This is a genomic window from Chryseobacterium vaccae (genome assembly GCF_009602705.1).
GTDB lineage: Bacteria > Bacteroidota > Bacteroidia > Flavobacteriales > Weeksellaceae > Chryseobacterium > Chryseobacterium vaccae.
The window spans coordinates 2,282,217-2,297,347 of the sequence record NZ_VSWH01000001.1 but is presented as its reverse complement, the minus strand read 5'-3'; the positions used below and the strand labels follow the sequence as shown (position 1 = coordinate 2,297,347).

Below are 15,131 nucleotides of genomic sequence, written 5' to 3'. Positions count from 1 at the left end.
TTATTTGTATTCTCTAGTCATGAATAGGGAGTACCAGCACCGGAACAGGAGAATCTTTGGTAAGACCTTTTGTAAGGCTTCCTACGAATACATCGTAGATTCCGCTTCTTCCGTGTGATCCCATCACAATGTAATCTGCATTTTTTGCTTTAGCATATTCCAGGATTGTTTCTTTGGCAAGTCCCTGCTTCAAAAGGTGCTCACAGTCTATATCGTGAGCAATGATGCGCTGTTCTATTTTATTCAGCTGTACCAGCTCTTCTCTGATCTCGTTTTGCTCCACCTCAGGAAAATATTGATATCCCATATCACCAATGGCAAAACCAATATCGGACGGTGCTACGTGAATAAGGAAAATTCTGCCGTTCAGCTGTTTTGCAAATTTTACGGCACCTTCTACAAGTTGTTCTGTTTTATCCCCAAAATCTACGGGTAATACAATATTTATCATGACCTCTAATTTTGTTACCTAAAGATAGGAAAAAATTGTCGGAATTTATGTTAAATAAGTTATAATATTCGGATATCAAGAATTTTATCATCTTTCAGATACGCTTCCAGAATATCATTTTCATTCACTTTTCCAACTCCTTTTGGTGTTCCTGTAAAGATCAGGTCACCTACTCTTAAAGTAAAATACTGGGAAACGAAAGCTATAATATCATCAAAACTGAACATCATATCTTTTGTATTGCCATCCTGAACTTTACTTTTATTCTGTAATAAAGAAAACTCAAGGTTCTGAAGATCAAAGTTTTCTTTTTTGAAGAAATTTCCGACAACAGCAGATCCGTCAAAACCTTTAGCCAGTTCCCAGGGAAGTCCTTTGGATTTAAGCTCGTTCTGAAGATCTCTTGCCGTAAAATCTATTCCAAGGCTGATTTCTTCATAATGTTTGTTTGCAGAATCTTTCTGGATATATTTTCCGCCTTTTGAAACCTTCAGAACCACTTCCAGCTCATAATGGATATCTTCTGAAAATTCAGGAATATAAAAATCATTTCCTTTTAATACGGCAGTGTCAGGCTTCATGAAAATAACCGGTTTCTCAGGAATTTCATTTCCCAGTTCCTTTGCATGTTCGCTGTAATTTCTTCCTATACAGATAATTTTCATAATTCTTTTTATTTTAATGATAGAATAGTGATATACTGAGAATTGTTAGTGTATGAATTCGTTACCGCAATGATAGCAGACAAATTTCTGGCTCTTCAGGATGGAGATCCCAAAAAAGCTGGTTGCCCTGTCATCTCTGTAAATATGGTTAGAACCACATTTGGGGCATACAAAATCAAATTCAGGATTTACAATGGTATGTTCAGCTTCCAGTGAAAACGCTTCATTGTCTTTATACTCTTGCAGGATCTGTTTTGCTTTTTCCAGATCTTCTTCAAATACCTGAAGCTGGATGCCGCCTACAGCCTGAGACAGGAGCCAGTCCGACTGAATAAGCTGCTCGTTGGCAATGAAACTGTTGACCCCGTTTTCAGCAAGGATCTGTTTGTCCCTGTTGGCTTCCAGAGCAGTTTCATAGAATTTAAAACGGACAAGTTCTGACATTTTGTTTAGGATTTACCAGTCAATTGAATCTTTGTGAATACTTTCTTAGTATACAGAGGAAAGTCTGCATTCTGAAGCCATCCGAAATATCCAAGATCTTTTTGGAAAACAGCCTTTACACCCTGTCCTTTATATTTTCCGAAGTTGAAAACTTCCACCATTTTATCATTGTATCCGATAAATCCTGCCAGATCTGCATTCTTATTGTGGAATGTAAATTCACTTAAAGGAGCAATCTCATTCGGAATATCATCATATTTTCCCACCTGTGCATCCAGTACTTCAAAAGTAGCCATTACATCAGCTTCCGCAGAGTGTGCATTTTCCAAGGTTTTGCCACAATAGAACTGGTAGGCAGCCCCTAAATTTCTCGGTTCTTTTTTGTGGAAAATGGTCTGGGCATCTACCAGTCTGAATTTACTCAGATCAAAATCAATACCCACTCTTAAAAGCTCTTCAGCCAGAAGAGGAACGTCAAAACGGTTAGAATTAAAGCCTCCTAAGTCAGTTCCTGCAAGCATTTCCATAATTTTGGGAGCAATTTCTCTGAAGGTTGGAGCATCTTTTACATCTTCATCATAAATTCCGTGGATTTCACTGGATTCTTTTGGAATAAGCATCTCAGGGTTTACACGCCAGGTTTTGCTTTCTCTGGACGCATCAGGATTTACTTTTAATATGCAGATTTCTACAATTCTGTCTTTTCCGATGTTGGTTCCTGTGGTTTCAAGATCAAAAATGCAAAGAGGTTTATGGAGTTTTAAATTCATGTTGATGATTAATAATTTGAAAATGTGTTTATTTTAACTGTCCCTGAAAAATAAGTGATACCAATATATAATAAATCACAAGCATAGGGATTCCTACAATCTGGAAAAAAGCCAGAATAGCAATACCGCCTGCCAGTAATATTACCTTTGGATAATTATCTTTTAATGTTTTGGATTTAAATTTCATCGCCATCATTTTTATAGGACTGATTAAAAGCCATGAAGTAATTATGGTCAGTGCTATCAAAAATAATTCGTTCTCAAATAAGAAGCTGAAGTTTCCTGTTTCTTTGAAGGCATAATACAACCCAAATAATAAAACAGTATTGGTAGGAGTGTTGAGGCCTTTAAAATAATAACGCTGCTCTTCATCAAGATTAAAAATAGCCAGTCTGAGGCATGAAAAAACGGTAACCAAAAGCCCGATGTATTTAATCTCAAAAGGGAAATGCATTCCCAGAAGCTCGCTTCCGAAAGGTTCCAGTGCTTTAAACATGGTAAGCCCCGGAATCAGCCCAAAGCTGATCATGTCAGCAAGAGAATCCAGTTGAAGCCCCAGATTAGAATTAGATTTTACAGCTCTGGCTACAAATCCATCAAAAAAATCAAAGATAGAAGAGAGGATCAGGCAGATGGCAGTGGTCTGGTAATCTCCCAGAATAAGATGTATTGCCCCTATACAGCCTGCCAGCAGATTAGCAAGCGTCAGTAAGTTGGCAAGATTATTTTTTATGAAATTCATATCCGCAAAAATACAGTTTTTCCAAATTTTATCCTGAAATATTATGCAGGAAAAAATACATTCATATGATTTTGATGTAAATTTGCCGAATGAAATTTTTTAAAGAATTTAGAAAACAAGAAGTTCTGGTCCTTTTGTACCGGATTTTCTTAGCATATGTTTTTTATCAGATTGCAAGGCTTTTGTTTTGGTATTTCAATAAGGAGCTCATAAAAGTGGATTCCGTTTCAGATTATTTCAACCTGGCCTTTCATGGAACCGCCTTTGATACCACAGCGATTTTATACGTTAACGCTTTATTCATCCTGCTGAGCCTTATTCCGATAGTCATTAATACAAAAAAAGTGTATCAGACTGTTTTATTCTGGCTGTACTTTGTCACCAATGGAATTGCCTACGCCATGAACTTCGGTGATTTTGTTTATTATAAGTTTTCACAGGCAAGATTAACTTCTACAGCGCTGAATGTTGCCCAGCACGAATCCAATATTTTTAAAGTTTTCACGGTTTCCATTGGGCAGCATCCGTTTGTTTTGATATGGTTTATTGTTCTGATGGCGCTTTGGGTGTTCCTTTATAAAAAAGTGAAGATCACAGAGTATAAACCTTTAAAACTCATTCCATACTTTATCTGGTCTATCCTTGTTCTCTGCGGAACAGCTGTTTTAGTAGTTGGCGGAATCCGGGGAGATTTCAAACACAGTACAAGACCTATTAACCTGGTAGATGCCAACCGTTTTGTTGTCAATCCGCTGCAGGGGAATATTGTTCTGAACAGTACATTTTCATTTTTCAGAACATTAGGAACCAATAATTTCAAAGAAGTTCATTTTGTAGATCAAAAATATATTGATGACCATGTTCAGCCTTATAAAGAATACAGCAGGGAAGTAGAAAACCGCCCCAATGTTGTTATTTTTATTGTTGAATCTTTTGGAAGGGAATATTCCGGGGCATTCAATAAAGATAAAAATATAAATGGCTATGTTTCTTACACCCCGTTTATCGACAGTCTGGCTGGACAAAGTCTTATTTTTCCTAATACTTTTGCCAATGGAAGACAGTCTATTCATGGGATGAGCAGCGTGCTGGCCGGAATTCCAAGTCTTACCGATGCTTTTACCAGCTCACCGTATTCCAATCAGAAAATTCAGTCTATTGTTTCAGTGTGTAATGATCTTGGATATGATACTTCTTTTTATCATGGAGCTCCGAACGGTTCCATGGGATTCCTGGGATTTGGAAATATCTTAGGGTTTAAACATTATTTCGGAAAGAATGAATACAACCATGATGAAGATTTCGATGGAATGTGGGCAATATGGGATGAACCATTTCTTCAGTATTTTGCTAAAAATGTAGGAAAAAAACAGCCTTTCATGAGTACAGTATTTACCGCTTCATCGCATCATCCTTTCAAAATTCCTGAAAAGTACCAGGGGAAATTCAAAAAAGGAACGATAGAAATGCATGAGCCGATACAATACACGGATTATGCCATCAAAGAATACTTTGAAACCGCCAAAAAGCAGCCATGGTTCAATAATACTATTTTTGTTTTTACCGGAGACCATACCAACCAGATTGCTTATGGTGAATATGAAAAAGCCATGAACCGTTTTGCAGTACCGTTGATTTTCTATTCTCCTAATCCAAAGTATAACCTTAAAGGAGTGAGCCCGGAAATAGCACAGCAGATTGATATTTATCCTACACTGGCAGACCTTATAGGTTACAATAAACGTATCAGAAGCTGGGGGAGAAGCCTGGTAAGTGATAAAAAATATCCATCACTTGTCGTAAACTCAGATGGAACTACAGAACAGTTCATCATTGGAAACTATATGTACCGTTTTAACGGAAAAGAAATCATAGGAGTATATGATAAAGCAGATCTTGGGTTTGAGAAAAATCTGATGGGAAAAATAAACAGTCCGGAAATAGAAACAGGGAAAAAGACCGCAATGGCCTGGTATCAGGATTATATGGACAGAGTAATCAACAGAAAACTGAATTAAGTAAAAAAGTAGCAATATAGGAAGAGCAATAAAGAAATTACAGATCACCCTTTTGCTTATTTTGCCCTTTCTTAATATGCTCCGTATAATAAAATTTTTTGCAGGTTGGAAATTAATTTATATTTTTATCAATAGATAGGCAATAAAGCCAATATATCAGAATTAAAACTATAGAAATATGAAAAAATTATTAGCAACCTTTGTACTTTCATTGTTCAGCGTAATGTCTTTTGCGCAGATAGAAGGTAAATGGAAGACCATAGATGATGAAACCAAACAGGCAAAATCTATTGTTGAAATCTTTAAAAAATCAGACGGGAAATACTACGGAAAAGTTTCCCAACTGCTTATAAAACCTGCGGATCCAAACTGTAGCGCTTGTAAAGATGACAGAAAAGGAAAGCCAATCGTAGGACTTGAAATTATCAGAGGTCTGAAAAAAGACGGTGATGAATTTACAGGAGGAACCATTACAGATCCTAAAACAGGAAAAACATACAAGTGTACCATTACCAAAAATGGCGAAAAGCTTAATGTAAGAGGATATCTTGGAATGTCGGTATTTGGAAGAACACAGACCTGGGACAAAGCAAACTAATCAAGTTTAAATAGAATTTAAAAACGGCATTTCAGCAATGAAATACCGTTTTTTTATCTAATTTGATTTTCTGATGACTTTCAATATGTAAAACTAAAAGCAACTTCCGGTCTTTTCTTTTATATTTAAACTTCTTAACCCGAACTCAGGTTCGCTAAATACAATGAATATTAAAGCATCTCATCCAATGAGATGCCTTTTTTGTTATGTGTATAATAAAAAAACACTATTTTTGTAGTCTAAATTTTTCAAGAAAATATGGCAGAATATACTTTTCGTGAGGTAATTGCACAGGCAATGAGCGAGGAAATGCGTAAAGACGAATCTATCTATCTGATGGGAGAAGAAGTTGCAGAATACAATGGTGCATACAAAGCTTCAAAAGGAATGCTGGATGAATTTGGTCCTAAAAGAGTAATCGATACCCCAATTGCAGAACTTGGATTTACAGGGATCTCTGTGGGAGCTGCAATGAATGGTAACAGACCTATCGTAGAATTTATGACCTTTAATTTCTCATTGGTAGGAATTGATCAGATTATCAATAATGCAGCGAAGATCCGTCAGATGAGTGGTGGACAATGGAACTGCCCAATTGTTTTCCGTGGCCCTACTGCTTCTGCAGGACAGCTTGGAGCAACTCACTCTCAGGCTTTTGAAGGCTGGTTTGCTAACTGTCCAGGACTTAAAGTTGTTGTTCCTTCCAACCCATATGATGCAAAAGGATTATTGAAAACTGCAATTCAGGATAATGATCCGGTTATTTTCATGGAATCTGAACAGATGTATGGAGATAAAATGGAAATCCCTGAAGAAGAATACTACCTTCCAATAGGAAAAGCTGATATCAAGAGAGAAGGGACAGATGTAACATTAGTTTCTTTCGGTAAAATTATGAAGCTGGCTTTACAGGCTGCTGAAGATATGGCTAAAGAAGGTATTTCTGTAGAAGTTATTGACCTTAGAACAGTTCGTCCGCTTGATTTCGATACCATCTTAGAATCAGTTAAAAAGACAAACAGACTGGTAATTCTTGAGGAAGCATGGCCTTTCGGTTCAATATCCTCTGAAATTACTTATATGGTACAACAGAAAGCATTTGACTATCTTGATGCACCTATAAAGAGAATTACTACCCCTGACGCACCTGCGCCTTATTCAGCTGCATTGTTTGCAGAATGGTTCCCTAAACTTGAAAAAGTAAAAGAGGAAATTAAAAAAGCGATGTACGTAAAGTAAAGATAATAGAGAAAAACTTCCGAAAGGAAGTTTTTTCATTTATTATATTCATGAAGAAAAATTCTTGGCGTCATAAAATTAGTATAAATTTGCGCTTTTAAAAATTAAAATTGGCTGATATGGCAGAAGTTACAGAGGGCGGTCATCACTTTGACCTTAAGAAACTCTCATTTGTAGGTGTTATAGTATCTCTAGGGATTGTTTTCGGGGATATTGGTACCTCGCCGCTTTACGTAATGAAGGCGATCGTTAACGCAAGAAAAGACGGGGCCGCTATGCCGTTCGATGAGTATATTGAAGGAGCATTGTCCTGTATTATCTGGACCCTTACCCTGCAGACGACCCTGAAATATGTAATCATTGCCTTAAGGGCAGACAACAAGGGAGAAGGAGGAATTCTTGCTTTGTATTCATTAGTCAAAAAACTGAAGAAAAAATGGCTCTATGTCGTCGCCATTATTGGAGCCTCCACATTGGTAGCAGATAGTGTTATTACGCCGTCTCTTACCGTAATGTCGGCCATTGAAGGTCTTAAAATATACAATCCGGAAACCCCTGTAGTGCTCATTACACTGGTAATCCTGTTTGTAATCTTTGTGGTACAGCAGTTCGGGACGGCTTCTATTGGTAAATTCTTTGGACCGATTATGGTAACCTGGTTCCTGGTTTTGGGAGTTTCCGGATCACTGCATATCTTCGATCATATTGAAATTCTGAGAGCTTTCAACCCAATGTATGCCTATAACCTGATCACCCACTCATCAAGCGCAATTGTGATTATGGGAGCTGTTTTCCTCTGTACAACAGGGGCCGAAGCGTTATACTCAGATTTGGGACACTGCGGAGCAAAAAATATCAGAATAAGCTGGATTTTTGTTAAAATAATGCTTATACTGAACTATTTAGGACAAGGCTCATGGTTGTTAGATAATTACCATCAGGTACATAATGGAGTTAATCCTTTTTTCGGAATCATGCCTGAATGGGCGGTTCTTCCGAGTGTTATATTGGCAACAGCGGCTGCAATTATTGCCAGCCAGGCCGTAATCACAGGTTCATTTACCATGTTCTCTGAAGCAATGTCCATTTCTTTCTGGCCCAACCAGCATATCGAATATCCTTCAGGGATTAAAGGACAGATGTATATTCCAAGAATTAACTGGGGGCTAATGGCTTTCTGTTTTGTAGTTGTAATTTTCTTCCAGAAATCAGAACGTATGGAAGCCGCTTATGGTCTTACCATTACCATTACCATGTTGATGACGACTATTCTGCTCCTGTTCTGGCTGAGCCGTACCAGAGTCAATAAGATTTTTATCTTAGGTTTTGCTATTGTATATCTGTTCCTTGAATCAGGGTTCTTCTATGCCAATGTGATCAAATTTGTAGACGGAGGGTGGCTGACTATGGTATTAGGAGGATTTATAGCAGTCTGTATGTATGCATGGTACAACGGCCGATTGATTAAAGCGAACTTTATTCAGTATGTAAAAATTGATAAATACGTATCGATTCTGAAAGACATGAAACTGGATGAGTCTATCCCGAAATATGCTACCAATCTGGCCTACCTGAGCAGAGCTAAAAGAAACGATGAAGTAGAATCAAAAATTATCTATTCCATCATCAAAAAACAGCCTAAAAGAGCTGATCATTACTTTATTTTAAGTATTGTCAATCAGGAAGATCCATATACTTTCAAATATACGGTGGATGAAATCCTTCCGGGAACTGTGTATAAAGTGAATTTCCTTTTAGGATTTAAAGTAGACCGAAGAATCAATGACTACTTTAATATGGTTCTTAAAGACCTGATGGCCGATGGAACCATTCCTTCAAGAAGCAGCCATCCGTCATTAAGGGCTCATAATGTTCCGCCGGATCTGAAATATGTTATTATAGATAATACATATATCAACGATATACTTTTAACAGTTAAACAGAAGATTACCCTGAATATTTACAACTTCGTGAAATACATCGGAAGTGATGACTTTAAAGCATGGGGAGTATCTTCCCACAACGTTGAAGTGGAGTCTGCACCAATTACAGAGCTGACCGTTTACGACAATAAAATAGAACAATCAGGATTCTTCCGTCACAACTCTTAATCCCGGCGTATTAAACCATAAGGTCTATTTAAATAAAAATCAATAAATTTGTAGATAATTTTTTTGATGGATACAGTACAAAAAGAAAAAAATATTGCTTTGATCAAGGATGTTTTAAGAAACTACTTATTAGAAAAAGGGTTTAGAAACACTCCTGAACGATATACGATATTAGAAGAGATTTATAATATGGATCATCACTTCAATGTTGATGATCTGTATCTTCTGATGATGCAGAAAAAATATCATGTTTCTAAAGCAACGATTTACAATACTATTGAGATTTTCCTTGATGCCGGTTTAATCCGTAAGCATCAATTTGGAGAAAAGACATTGACCTCTTCATCTTATGAAAAGTCTTATTTTGATAAGCAGCATGACCACCTGGTGATCTACAAAAAAGACTCTGATAAAGAAATTGAAGAAATTATAGAATTCTGCGACCCAAGAATCCAGGGAATAAAAGAAGCAATTGAAGATGCATTTGGCGTAAAAATTGATTCGCATTCGCTGTATTTTTATGGTACTAAGAATGATTAATCAATGAGAATATTCCTTTTCCTGTTAATTTTTATTTCTGCGCTCGCTTCCGCACAGGACACTAAGCCTGTGAAAAGAGATCCGTATCTTCAGCCGGCTGCAGGGGCACCACGTCAGCAACCACAAAAACCTGAAGATAAAATAAAGATCATTCATGCAGATGAGATCAAAAAAAATCCCGAAAAATATGATGGAAACCAGTATTTCGTTGGCAATGTTCAGATTGAACATCAGGGATCCATTCTTACAGCGGATGAACTGATCATTTATGAGAAAGAAAATTTTGTAAAAGCAATCGGAAATACCAAACTCCAGAATACCGACGGATCAGTGATCACTGCAGGAGAAATGGAATATGACGGCAATACCCAGAAAGGTGTTGCTAGGAAAAACGTAGTTCTTACCGATCCGAAACAAACCATAAAAACCGATATTCTGTATTATGACAGAATTTCCAATCAGGCTTACTTCAATACCGGAGGAACCATTTCTGATGGAAAGAATGTAACCTATACCAAGTCAGCGACTTATTTTCTCACTACAAAACTGGTTGATCTTACAGGAAATGTAAAGATAGATACTCCTCAGTATATCATAGAAGGAGCTAATATCAAACAGAATCAAAATACAAAAGTGGCTGATTTTATAGGACCAACCACCATTACCAACAGAGCCAATCCTAAAAACAGAATTTATACAGAAAAAGGGACCTATAAAATGGAAACTAAAGAAGCTTTCCTGTATAAAAATTCGAAAATCTTTTATAACGATAAAATCCTTACCGGGGACGATATGTATTATAATCAGATCACTGGTTTCGGAAAAGCAACAGGGAATGTAACCTTAGACGATCCTCTGGAAAAAAGGTATATGAAAGGAGGTTATGGTGAAGTTTTTGAAAAGAAAGATTCTGCCATGATGACCAAAAGTCCTTATGCTGTAAAGATTATGGAAAAAGATTCCATCTACTTTGCCGCTGAAAAGATTATTTCTTACCAAAAACCTGATTCTGCAGATATAAAAATCAAGAAAAACTTCTTAAGAGCTTATAGAAAAGGAAGAATATATAAGTCCAATGCACAAGGAAGAGCAGATTCCATTGCCTTCAATGAGACTGATGGAATTATGCACATGTACACCAAACCTATTTTATGGAGCGGCGAGAAGCAGGTAACGGGGGATAAGATTGAAGCTTATTTCAATACAAAAACAGAAGACTTAGACTCACTTAAAGTAATCGGAAATGCTTTCGCAATAAGCAAAGTTGACTCCCTGAATCTGAAAGATGAATTCAACCAGGTAAAAGGGAAGTTTATGACTGTTTACTATGAGCATAACAATATCAAAGAGGCTCGTGTAGTTGGAAATGCCCAGGCCATTGCGTATGCAGATGATGTTGATCAGGAAACCCAGAAACCCCGAAGAATCGGAATTACCCTTTCAACCTGCGGAATTATCGGAGCTTTATTTGAAGAAACAGGATTGCAGGTTATTTCATGCAGTATCGGAGCCAATTCAGATACCTATCCAATGAGTATGATAGAACCTGAAAAAAGAAAATTTCCGGATTTCAACTGGAATACCAAAGACCGGATAAGAAAATGGCAGGACATCCTTGTAGACTCTCCGAATTACGAGGAAATAAAATATGTGGCAGAAAATGACCTTTATAATCAGGCTCAGGAAGCCGTAGAGAAAGAAAGGGCAAAAGAAGAAGCCAAGAAACCGAAAAGAGTTAGAAAATAAACAAAAGACCAGCGTACGACTGGTCTTTTTTATGCCTAGTTGTCACTAATTAAAAAACACCACAAAATCCGTGTAATCTGAGCAATCTGTGGGAAATATTTAACCACAAAAGATTCAACCCTTTAGTCTCAATACGTTTAAAAGCTTACTGCATAAAAGAACACCTTAGTTTTTAGAAATCTAAGATTTCTGTTTATGACAGAATAAAAGATCTGCTCAATCTGCAGAATCTGCGAAAATATATATAATCTGCAGTATTTATACAATAGAGGTGGACTTTAGTCCGCCTAAATAATTAAAAAAATCAACAGTTTTTATCAATCACAAAAAAGAATATCATCATCTATCTTTTTGCCCCATTAATTTGAGCATCTAATGAATGTTTTATAGCTTTGCTGAAATTTTTCGAGACAATGGAAATGCAAAAGGATTTTTTTACATATCAGGCACAAACCACTCAATTTGCGGCAGGTTTTGAAGTTGAAAAAGCAGAAGGATGCTACATTTATGGAACAGACGGAAAGAAATATCTGGACTTTGTAGCAGGAGTTTCAGCCAATACCTTGGGACATTCGCATCCTAAAGTGATAAACGCAATCAAAGAGCAGGCCGATAAATATCTTCATGTCATGGTGTATGGAGAGTATGCTCAGGAAAAGCCTGTTGAATTGTGTAAGCTGCTTGCAGAAGCAACACCGGATCCTTTAGAAATTACTTATCTGGTAAACAGTGGAGCAGAAGCTATAGATGGTAGTCTTAAACTGGCAAAACGATATACAGGAAGAGAAGAAATTGTTTCTTTTAAGAATTCCTATCACGGAAATACCCACGGTGCATTAAGTGTATCAGGAAATGAATTCCATAAAAGAGAATTCCGGCCTTTATTACCGATGATCAGCTTTATTGAGTTCAATAATGAAGATGATTTTGATAAGATCACAGAAAAAACAGCCTGTGTGATTCTGGAAACAATTCAGGGAGCAGCGGGATTTCTGGTGCCGGCAGAGGATTATCTCATCAAACTGAAAAAGAGATGCGAAGAAGTTGGAGCCCTTCTTATTTTAGATGAAATTCAGCCGGGCTTCGGAAGAACCGGAAAACTTTTTTCTTTTGAGCATTTCGGAATCGTTCCTGATATTCTTGTAATGGGAAAAGGAATGGGAGGAGGAGTACCAGTAGGAGCTTTCATGAGCTCTAAAAGAATTATGGAAACTCTGTCACACTCACCGAAGTTAGGGCATATTACCACTTTTGGAGGAAACCCTCTGATCGCAGCAGCAAGCCACGCTACTTTAAAGGAAGTACTGGAAAGTGGTCTTATGGAAGAAACTGCAGAAAAAGAAAAACTATTCAGAGAACTTCTGGTTCATCCGAAAATTAAAAATATCAACGGAAAAGGATTGATGCTGGCTGTCAATCTGGGAAGTCCGGAATACACGCTGGAAACGGCAAAAAAATGTATGGAAAAAGGACTTATTGTCTTCTGGCAGCTGTACCGAAATGAATACCTGAGAATTTCACCTCCGCTTACTATTTCGATGGATGAAATCAGACAGGGTTGTCAGATTATTCTGGATGTTTTAAATGAAAATTAAATAAAAAATCTCTTCGGTCCGGAGAGATTTTTTTATGCTCAGCATTATAGTTTTTATCCCTGAAAATGAAGTCTGTTACAGATTTTTGATCTCTGATAAATATCATGCAGATTATGTAAAAAAGTAATGGCTTTTTTGTGTAATAAAAAAATTAATTTATATATTGCGGGACGATAAAAACAAAGATTATATGGCGAAACATAAAGTCCATTACGAATTTCCAATGCATTGTTTATCAGAGATTTTATATGAATATCTGGCAACTGCAGAGGGATTATCTGAATGGTTTGCGGATGAGGTAACTGAGAAAGGCGATGATTTCTTTTTTAGCTGGGGCGGAGGGCCTGCCGAAAAGGCTACTTTGATCAGATATAAGCCTGAAGGTTTCGTCCGTTTCAGATGGGAAGAAGATGAAGGAACGAAGAACTTTTTTGAAATGACCATCATTATAGATGACATTACAGAAGATCTAGCTTTAAATATCACCGATTTCTGTGAAGAAGGAGATGAAGAAGAAAACGCAATGTACTGGGAAAATCTGATAGAAAACCTTAGAATAAAACTAGGTGCGGCGTAATCCGGATACTGGTAAAATGGTAAAACTGATGAACGATTTATCGTTCATTATTTTTTTATAAATAAATCACATCAAAAATTGGAAAATCAATATTTTACATCAGACGAATTAAATGTAAAGAACAGAGCGTTTCTGATGGGAGACGCAGTGAAGGTTTCTTTCTTTGTGAGAAACGGAGAACTTATCATGGATGAAGAATGCTATTTTTTCCTGATGGCTTCCATGAGAAAGATGAGAATGAATATTCCCCTGACCTATACTCTGGAATTTTTTCAAACCCTTTTTTACAAAGATATTATAGAAGGGAAAGGAATTCAAAACGGGATTATTAATTTTCAGGTATTCAGAAATAATGATGAAATAACGCTGGCAAAATCTTCAGTTTCTTATTTTTATGAAGTGACAGAAGTAGCAGATGTTCTTTCTGTTCAGCAAAGACTTTTAGAGCTGGATCTGATTAAAGAAATCAATGTCAATAACAATCTGTTGAGTAATATCCGGGTACACTGCCCTGAAAATATCTACGGTGGAATTTATGCCCAGGAAAATGATCTTGACGATGTTATCCTGCTTAACCCTAATAAAAGAATTGCCCGTACCACATCAGGAAACCTTTTATTTCTGGAGGGAAACGTGATTAAGGTGCCGAAACAGACAGAAGGAGCTTACATCTCTCCTTTTATGGAAAATTTTGTAACCTTCCTGCACAAAAATAATCTGGCAGATATTCAGGAACATGAAATTATAGCGTTTGAATCCCAGAAAGCCGAAGAGATTTTAATGATCTCCGATGAAAAAGGTATATTTTCTGTAGGTAAAATAAGAAATAAAACTTTTGAAAACAGCCGTTTTCTGGAAATGGTAGAAAGCTGGAAAAAAAGTTTTTAAAAATTGACAAACCCGGTAAACAACAAAAGTTCCACAGTCCTTTACCGGGTTTTATTCTGAATAAATCAGAAATTGTATTTTTATTTAGTATTCGCTGATGATTTCAGTGAATTTCTGAGCGATTTCTTTTTGTCCTTTTTCGCTGGTGATATACTCTCTGTCTTTGGTATTATTGATAAATCCAAGTTCTACCAATACCGCAGGAGCTTTTGTTTCCCGTAAAATGTGAAGATTACGCTCTTCAACCTTACGGACATCAAATTTTTCGGATATCTTTTTAGCCAGCTGTTTTGAGTTGTCAGTATTCTGAACAAAAACTTCGGTCCCCTGATCAGGAGATTCCTTTTGAGGACTTCCGTTAACGTGCAGGGAAATCACAATTTCAGGATTAAGTTTGTTGATCAGTGCTGTTCTGTCAGAAAGAGATGGATAGGTATCAGAATCCCTGGTAAGAATTACTTCATACTGATTCTGGCCATCATTAAACTTTTTGATTTCTTTCGCGATATTCATGGTGATATCTTTCTCGGCAATATTTCCGTGAACAACACCATTATCATTTCCGCCATGCCCGGCATCAATAACAATAACCTTTTTATTAACCGGAGTAAAAGATAAGAATGCCGCGGAAAATGCTGATAAAGTAAGTAGTTTAATCCCTCTCATTTTCAGTGATTTTTGGTTTTTCAAATAACGGAAATTCTTTCTTTAAAATTGGTTAACGTAATCTTAAAATTTGTTAATGTT

General features: G+C 36.8%; 15 protein-coding genes. 9 read left to right on the top strand and 6 right to left on the bottom strand.

The features are described 5' to 3' along the window. Positions 1-13: 13 nt before the first annotated feature. Genes FW768_RS10455 through FW768_RS10435 form a run of 5 tightly spaced genes read right to left on the bottom strand, consistent with a single transcriptional unit; the run spans position 14 to position 3,072 of the window. A complete protein-coding gene (locus FW768_RS10455; RefSeq protein ID WP_153395187.1) occupies positions 14-451 on the bottom strand; it encodes a universal stress protein in 438 nt (145 codons plus the stop codon). Positions 452-510: 59 nt separating this feature from the next. Then, complete coding sequence (locus FW768_RS10450; RefSeq protein ID WP_153395185.1) at positions 511-1,116, bottom strand: fumarylacetoacetate hydrolase family protein; 606 nt, start codon at positions 1,114-1,116, stop codon at positions 511-513. A 45-nt stretch (positions 1,117-1,161) separates the two neighbouring features. Further along, positions 1,162-1,560 carry a putative signal transducing protein gene (locus FW768_RS10445; protein WP_153395183.1) on the bottom strand — a complete coding sequence of 133 codons (399 nt, stop codon included), beginning with the start codon at positions 1,558-1,560 and terminating at the stop codon, positions 1,162-1,164. A gap of 5 nt (positions 1,561-1,565) precedes the next feature. Further along, complete coding sequence (locus tag FW768_RS10440) at positions 1,566-2,330, bottom strand: 3'-5' exonuclease (protein WP_153395181.1); 765 nt, start codon at positions 2,328-2,330, stop codon at positions 1,566-1,568. 28 nt (positions 2,331-2,358) lie between these two features. Then, entirely contained in the window at positions 2,359-3,072 is a 714-nt protein-coding gene (locus tag FW768_RS10435) for a CDP-alcohol phosphatidyltransferase family protein (RefSeq protein WP_153395179.1), read from the bottom strand. Positions 3,073-3,161: 89 nt separating this feature from the next. On the opposite strand from FW768_RS10435, the gene FW768_RS10430 reads away from it, so the two are divergent. The 9 genes from FW768_RS10430 to FW768_RS10390 all read left to right on the top strand — a co-directional run bounded on the left by FW768_RS10430 (position 3,162) and on the right by FW768_RS10390 (position 14,384). Continuing rightward, positions 3,162-5,090, top strand: a complete 1,929-nt coding sequence (locus FW768_RS10430; RefSeq protein ID WP_153395177.1) for an LTA synthase family protein — start codon at positions 3,162-3,164, stop codon at positions 5,088-5,090. Between the two features lie 178 nt (positions 5,091-5,268). Next, a complete protein-coding gene (locus FW768_RS10425; protein ID WP_153395175.1) occupies positions 5,269-5,688 on the top strand; it encodes a DUF2147 domain-containing protein in 420 nt (139 codons plus the stop codon). Positions 5,689-5,946: 258 nt separating this feature from the next. Then, the gene (locus tag FW768_RS10420) at positions 5,947-6,927 is read left to right on the top strand and encodes a pyruvate dehydrogenase complex E1 component subunit beta (RefSeq protein WP_153395173.1); all 981 of its coding nucleotides are present in this window, start codon (positions 5,947-5,949) and stop codon (positions 6,925-6,927) included. Between the two features lie 119 nt (positions 6,928-7,046). Continuing rightward, positions 7,047-9,038, top strand: coding sequence for a KUP/HAK/KT family potassium transporter (locus tag FW768_RS10415; RefSeq protein ID WP_153395171.1), 1,992 nt, complete (start codon positions 7,047-7,049; stop codon positions 9,036-9,038). A gap of 66 nt (positions 9,039-9,104) precedes the next feature. Next, entirely contained in the window at positions 9,105-9,578 is a 474-nt protein-coding gene (locus tag FW768_RS10410; protein ID WP_055984478.1) for a Fur family transcriptional regulator, read from the top strand. A 3-nt stretch (positions 9,579-9,581) separates the two neighbouring features. Continuing rightward, entirely contained in the window at positions 9,582-11,324 is a 1,743-nt protein-coding gene (locus tag FW768_RS10405; protein WP_153395169.1) for an OstA-like protein, read from the top strand. Between the two features lie 419 nt (positions 11,325-11,743). Next, positions 11,744-12,919 (top strand): aspartate aminotransferase family protein, encoded by a 1,176-nt coding sequence (locus tag FW768_RS10400; RefSeq protein ID WP_153399861.1) that lies wholly within the window; start codon positions 11,744-11,746, stop codon positions 12,917-12,919. Between the two features lie 190 nt (positions 12,920-13,109). After that, positions 13,110-13,496, top strand: a complete 387-nt coding sequence (locus FW768_RS10395; RefSeq protein WP_076551122.1) for an START-like domain-containing protein — start codon at positions 13,110-13,112, stop codon at positions 13,494-13,496. A gap of 135 nt (positions 13,497-13,631) precedes the next feature. Further along, the gene (locus FW768_RS10390) at positions 13,632-14,384 is read left to right on the top strand and encodes an aminotransferase class IV (RefSeq protein WP_231128804.1); all 753 of its coding nucleotides are present in this window, start codon (positions 13,632-13,634) and stop codon (positions 14,382-14,384) included. 84 nt (positions 14,385-14,468) lie between these two features. Here the strand turns inward: FW768_RS10390 and FW768_RS10385 are convergent, their stop codons facing one another. Beyond that, positions 14,469-15,050, bottom strand: coding sequence for an N-acetylmuramoyl-L-alanine amidase family protein (locus FW768_RS10385; RefSeq protein WP_153395165.1), 582 nt, complete (start codon positions 15,048-15,050; stop codon positions 14,469-14,471). Positions 15,051-15,131: the final 81 nt, after the last annotated feature.

Bases quoted from the DNA above. Each gene is read 5' to 3' on its own strand.
- FW768_RS10455 (WP_153395187.1), bottom strand. From the start codon at position 451: ATGATAAATATTGTATTACCCGTAGATTTTGGGGATAAAACAGAACAA.
- FW768_RS10450 (WP_153395185.1), bottom strand. From the start codon at position 1,116: ATGAAAATTATCTGTATAGGAAGAAATTACAGCGAACATGCAAAGGAA.
- FW768_RS10445 (WP_153395183.1), bottom strand. From the start codon at position 1,560: ATGTCAGAACTTGTCCGTTTTAAATTCTATGAAACTGCTCTGGAAGCC.
- FW768_RS10440 (WP_153395181.1), bottom strand. From the start codon at position 2,330: ATGAATTTAAAACTCCATAAACCTCTTTGCATTTTTGATCTTGAAACC.
- FW768_RS10435 (WP_153395179.1), bottom strand. From the start codon at position 3,072: ATGAATTTCATAAAAAATAATCTTGCCAACTTACTGACGCTTGCTAAT.
- FW768_RS10430 (WP_153395177.1), top strand. From the start codon at position 3,162: ATGAAATTTTTTAAAGAATTTAGAAAACAAGAAGTTCTGGTCCTTTTG.
- FW768_RS10425 (WP_153395175.1), top strand. From the start codon at position 5,269: ATGAAAAAATTATTAGCAACCTTTGTACTTTCATTGTTCAGCGTAATG.
- FW768_RS10420 (WP_153395173.1), top strand. From the start codon at position 5,947: ATGGCAGAATATACTTTTCGTGAGGTAATTGCACAGGCAATGAGCGAG.
- FW768_RS10415 (WP_153395171.1), top strand. From the start codon at position 7,047: ATGGCAGAAGTTACAGAGGGCGGTCATCACTTTGACCTTAAGAAACTC.
- FW768_RS10410 (WP_055984478.1), top strand. From the start codon at position 9,105: ATGGATACAGTACAAAAAGAAAAAAATATTGCTTTGATCAAGGATGTT.
- FW768_RS10405 (WP_153395169.1), top strand. From the start codon at position 9,582: ATGAGAATATTCCTTTTCCTGTTAATTTTTATTTCTGCGCTCGCTTCC.
- FW768_RS10400 (WP_153399861.1), top strand. From the start codon at position 11,744: ATGCAAAAGGATTTTTTTACATATCAGGCACAAACCACTCAATTTGCG.
- FW768_RS10395 (WP_076551122.1), top strand. From the start codon at position 13,110: ATGGCGAAACATAAAGTCCATTACGAATTTCCAATGCATTGTTTATCA.
- FW768_RS10390 (WP_231128804.1), top strand. From the start codon at position 13,632: ATGGGAGACGCAGTGAAGGTTTCTTTCTTTGTGAGAAACGGAGAACTT.
- FW768_RS10385 (WP_153395165.1), bottom strand. From the start codon at position 15,050: ATGAGAGGGATTAAACTACTTACTTTATCAGCATTTTCCGCGGCATTC.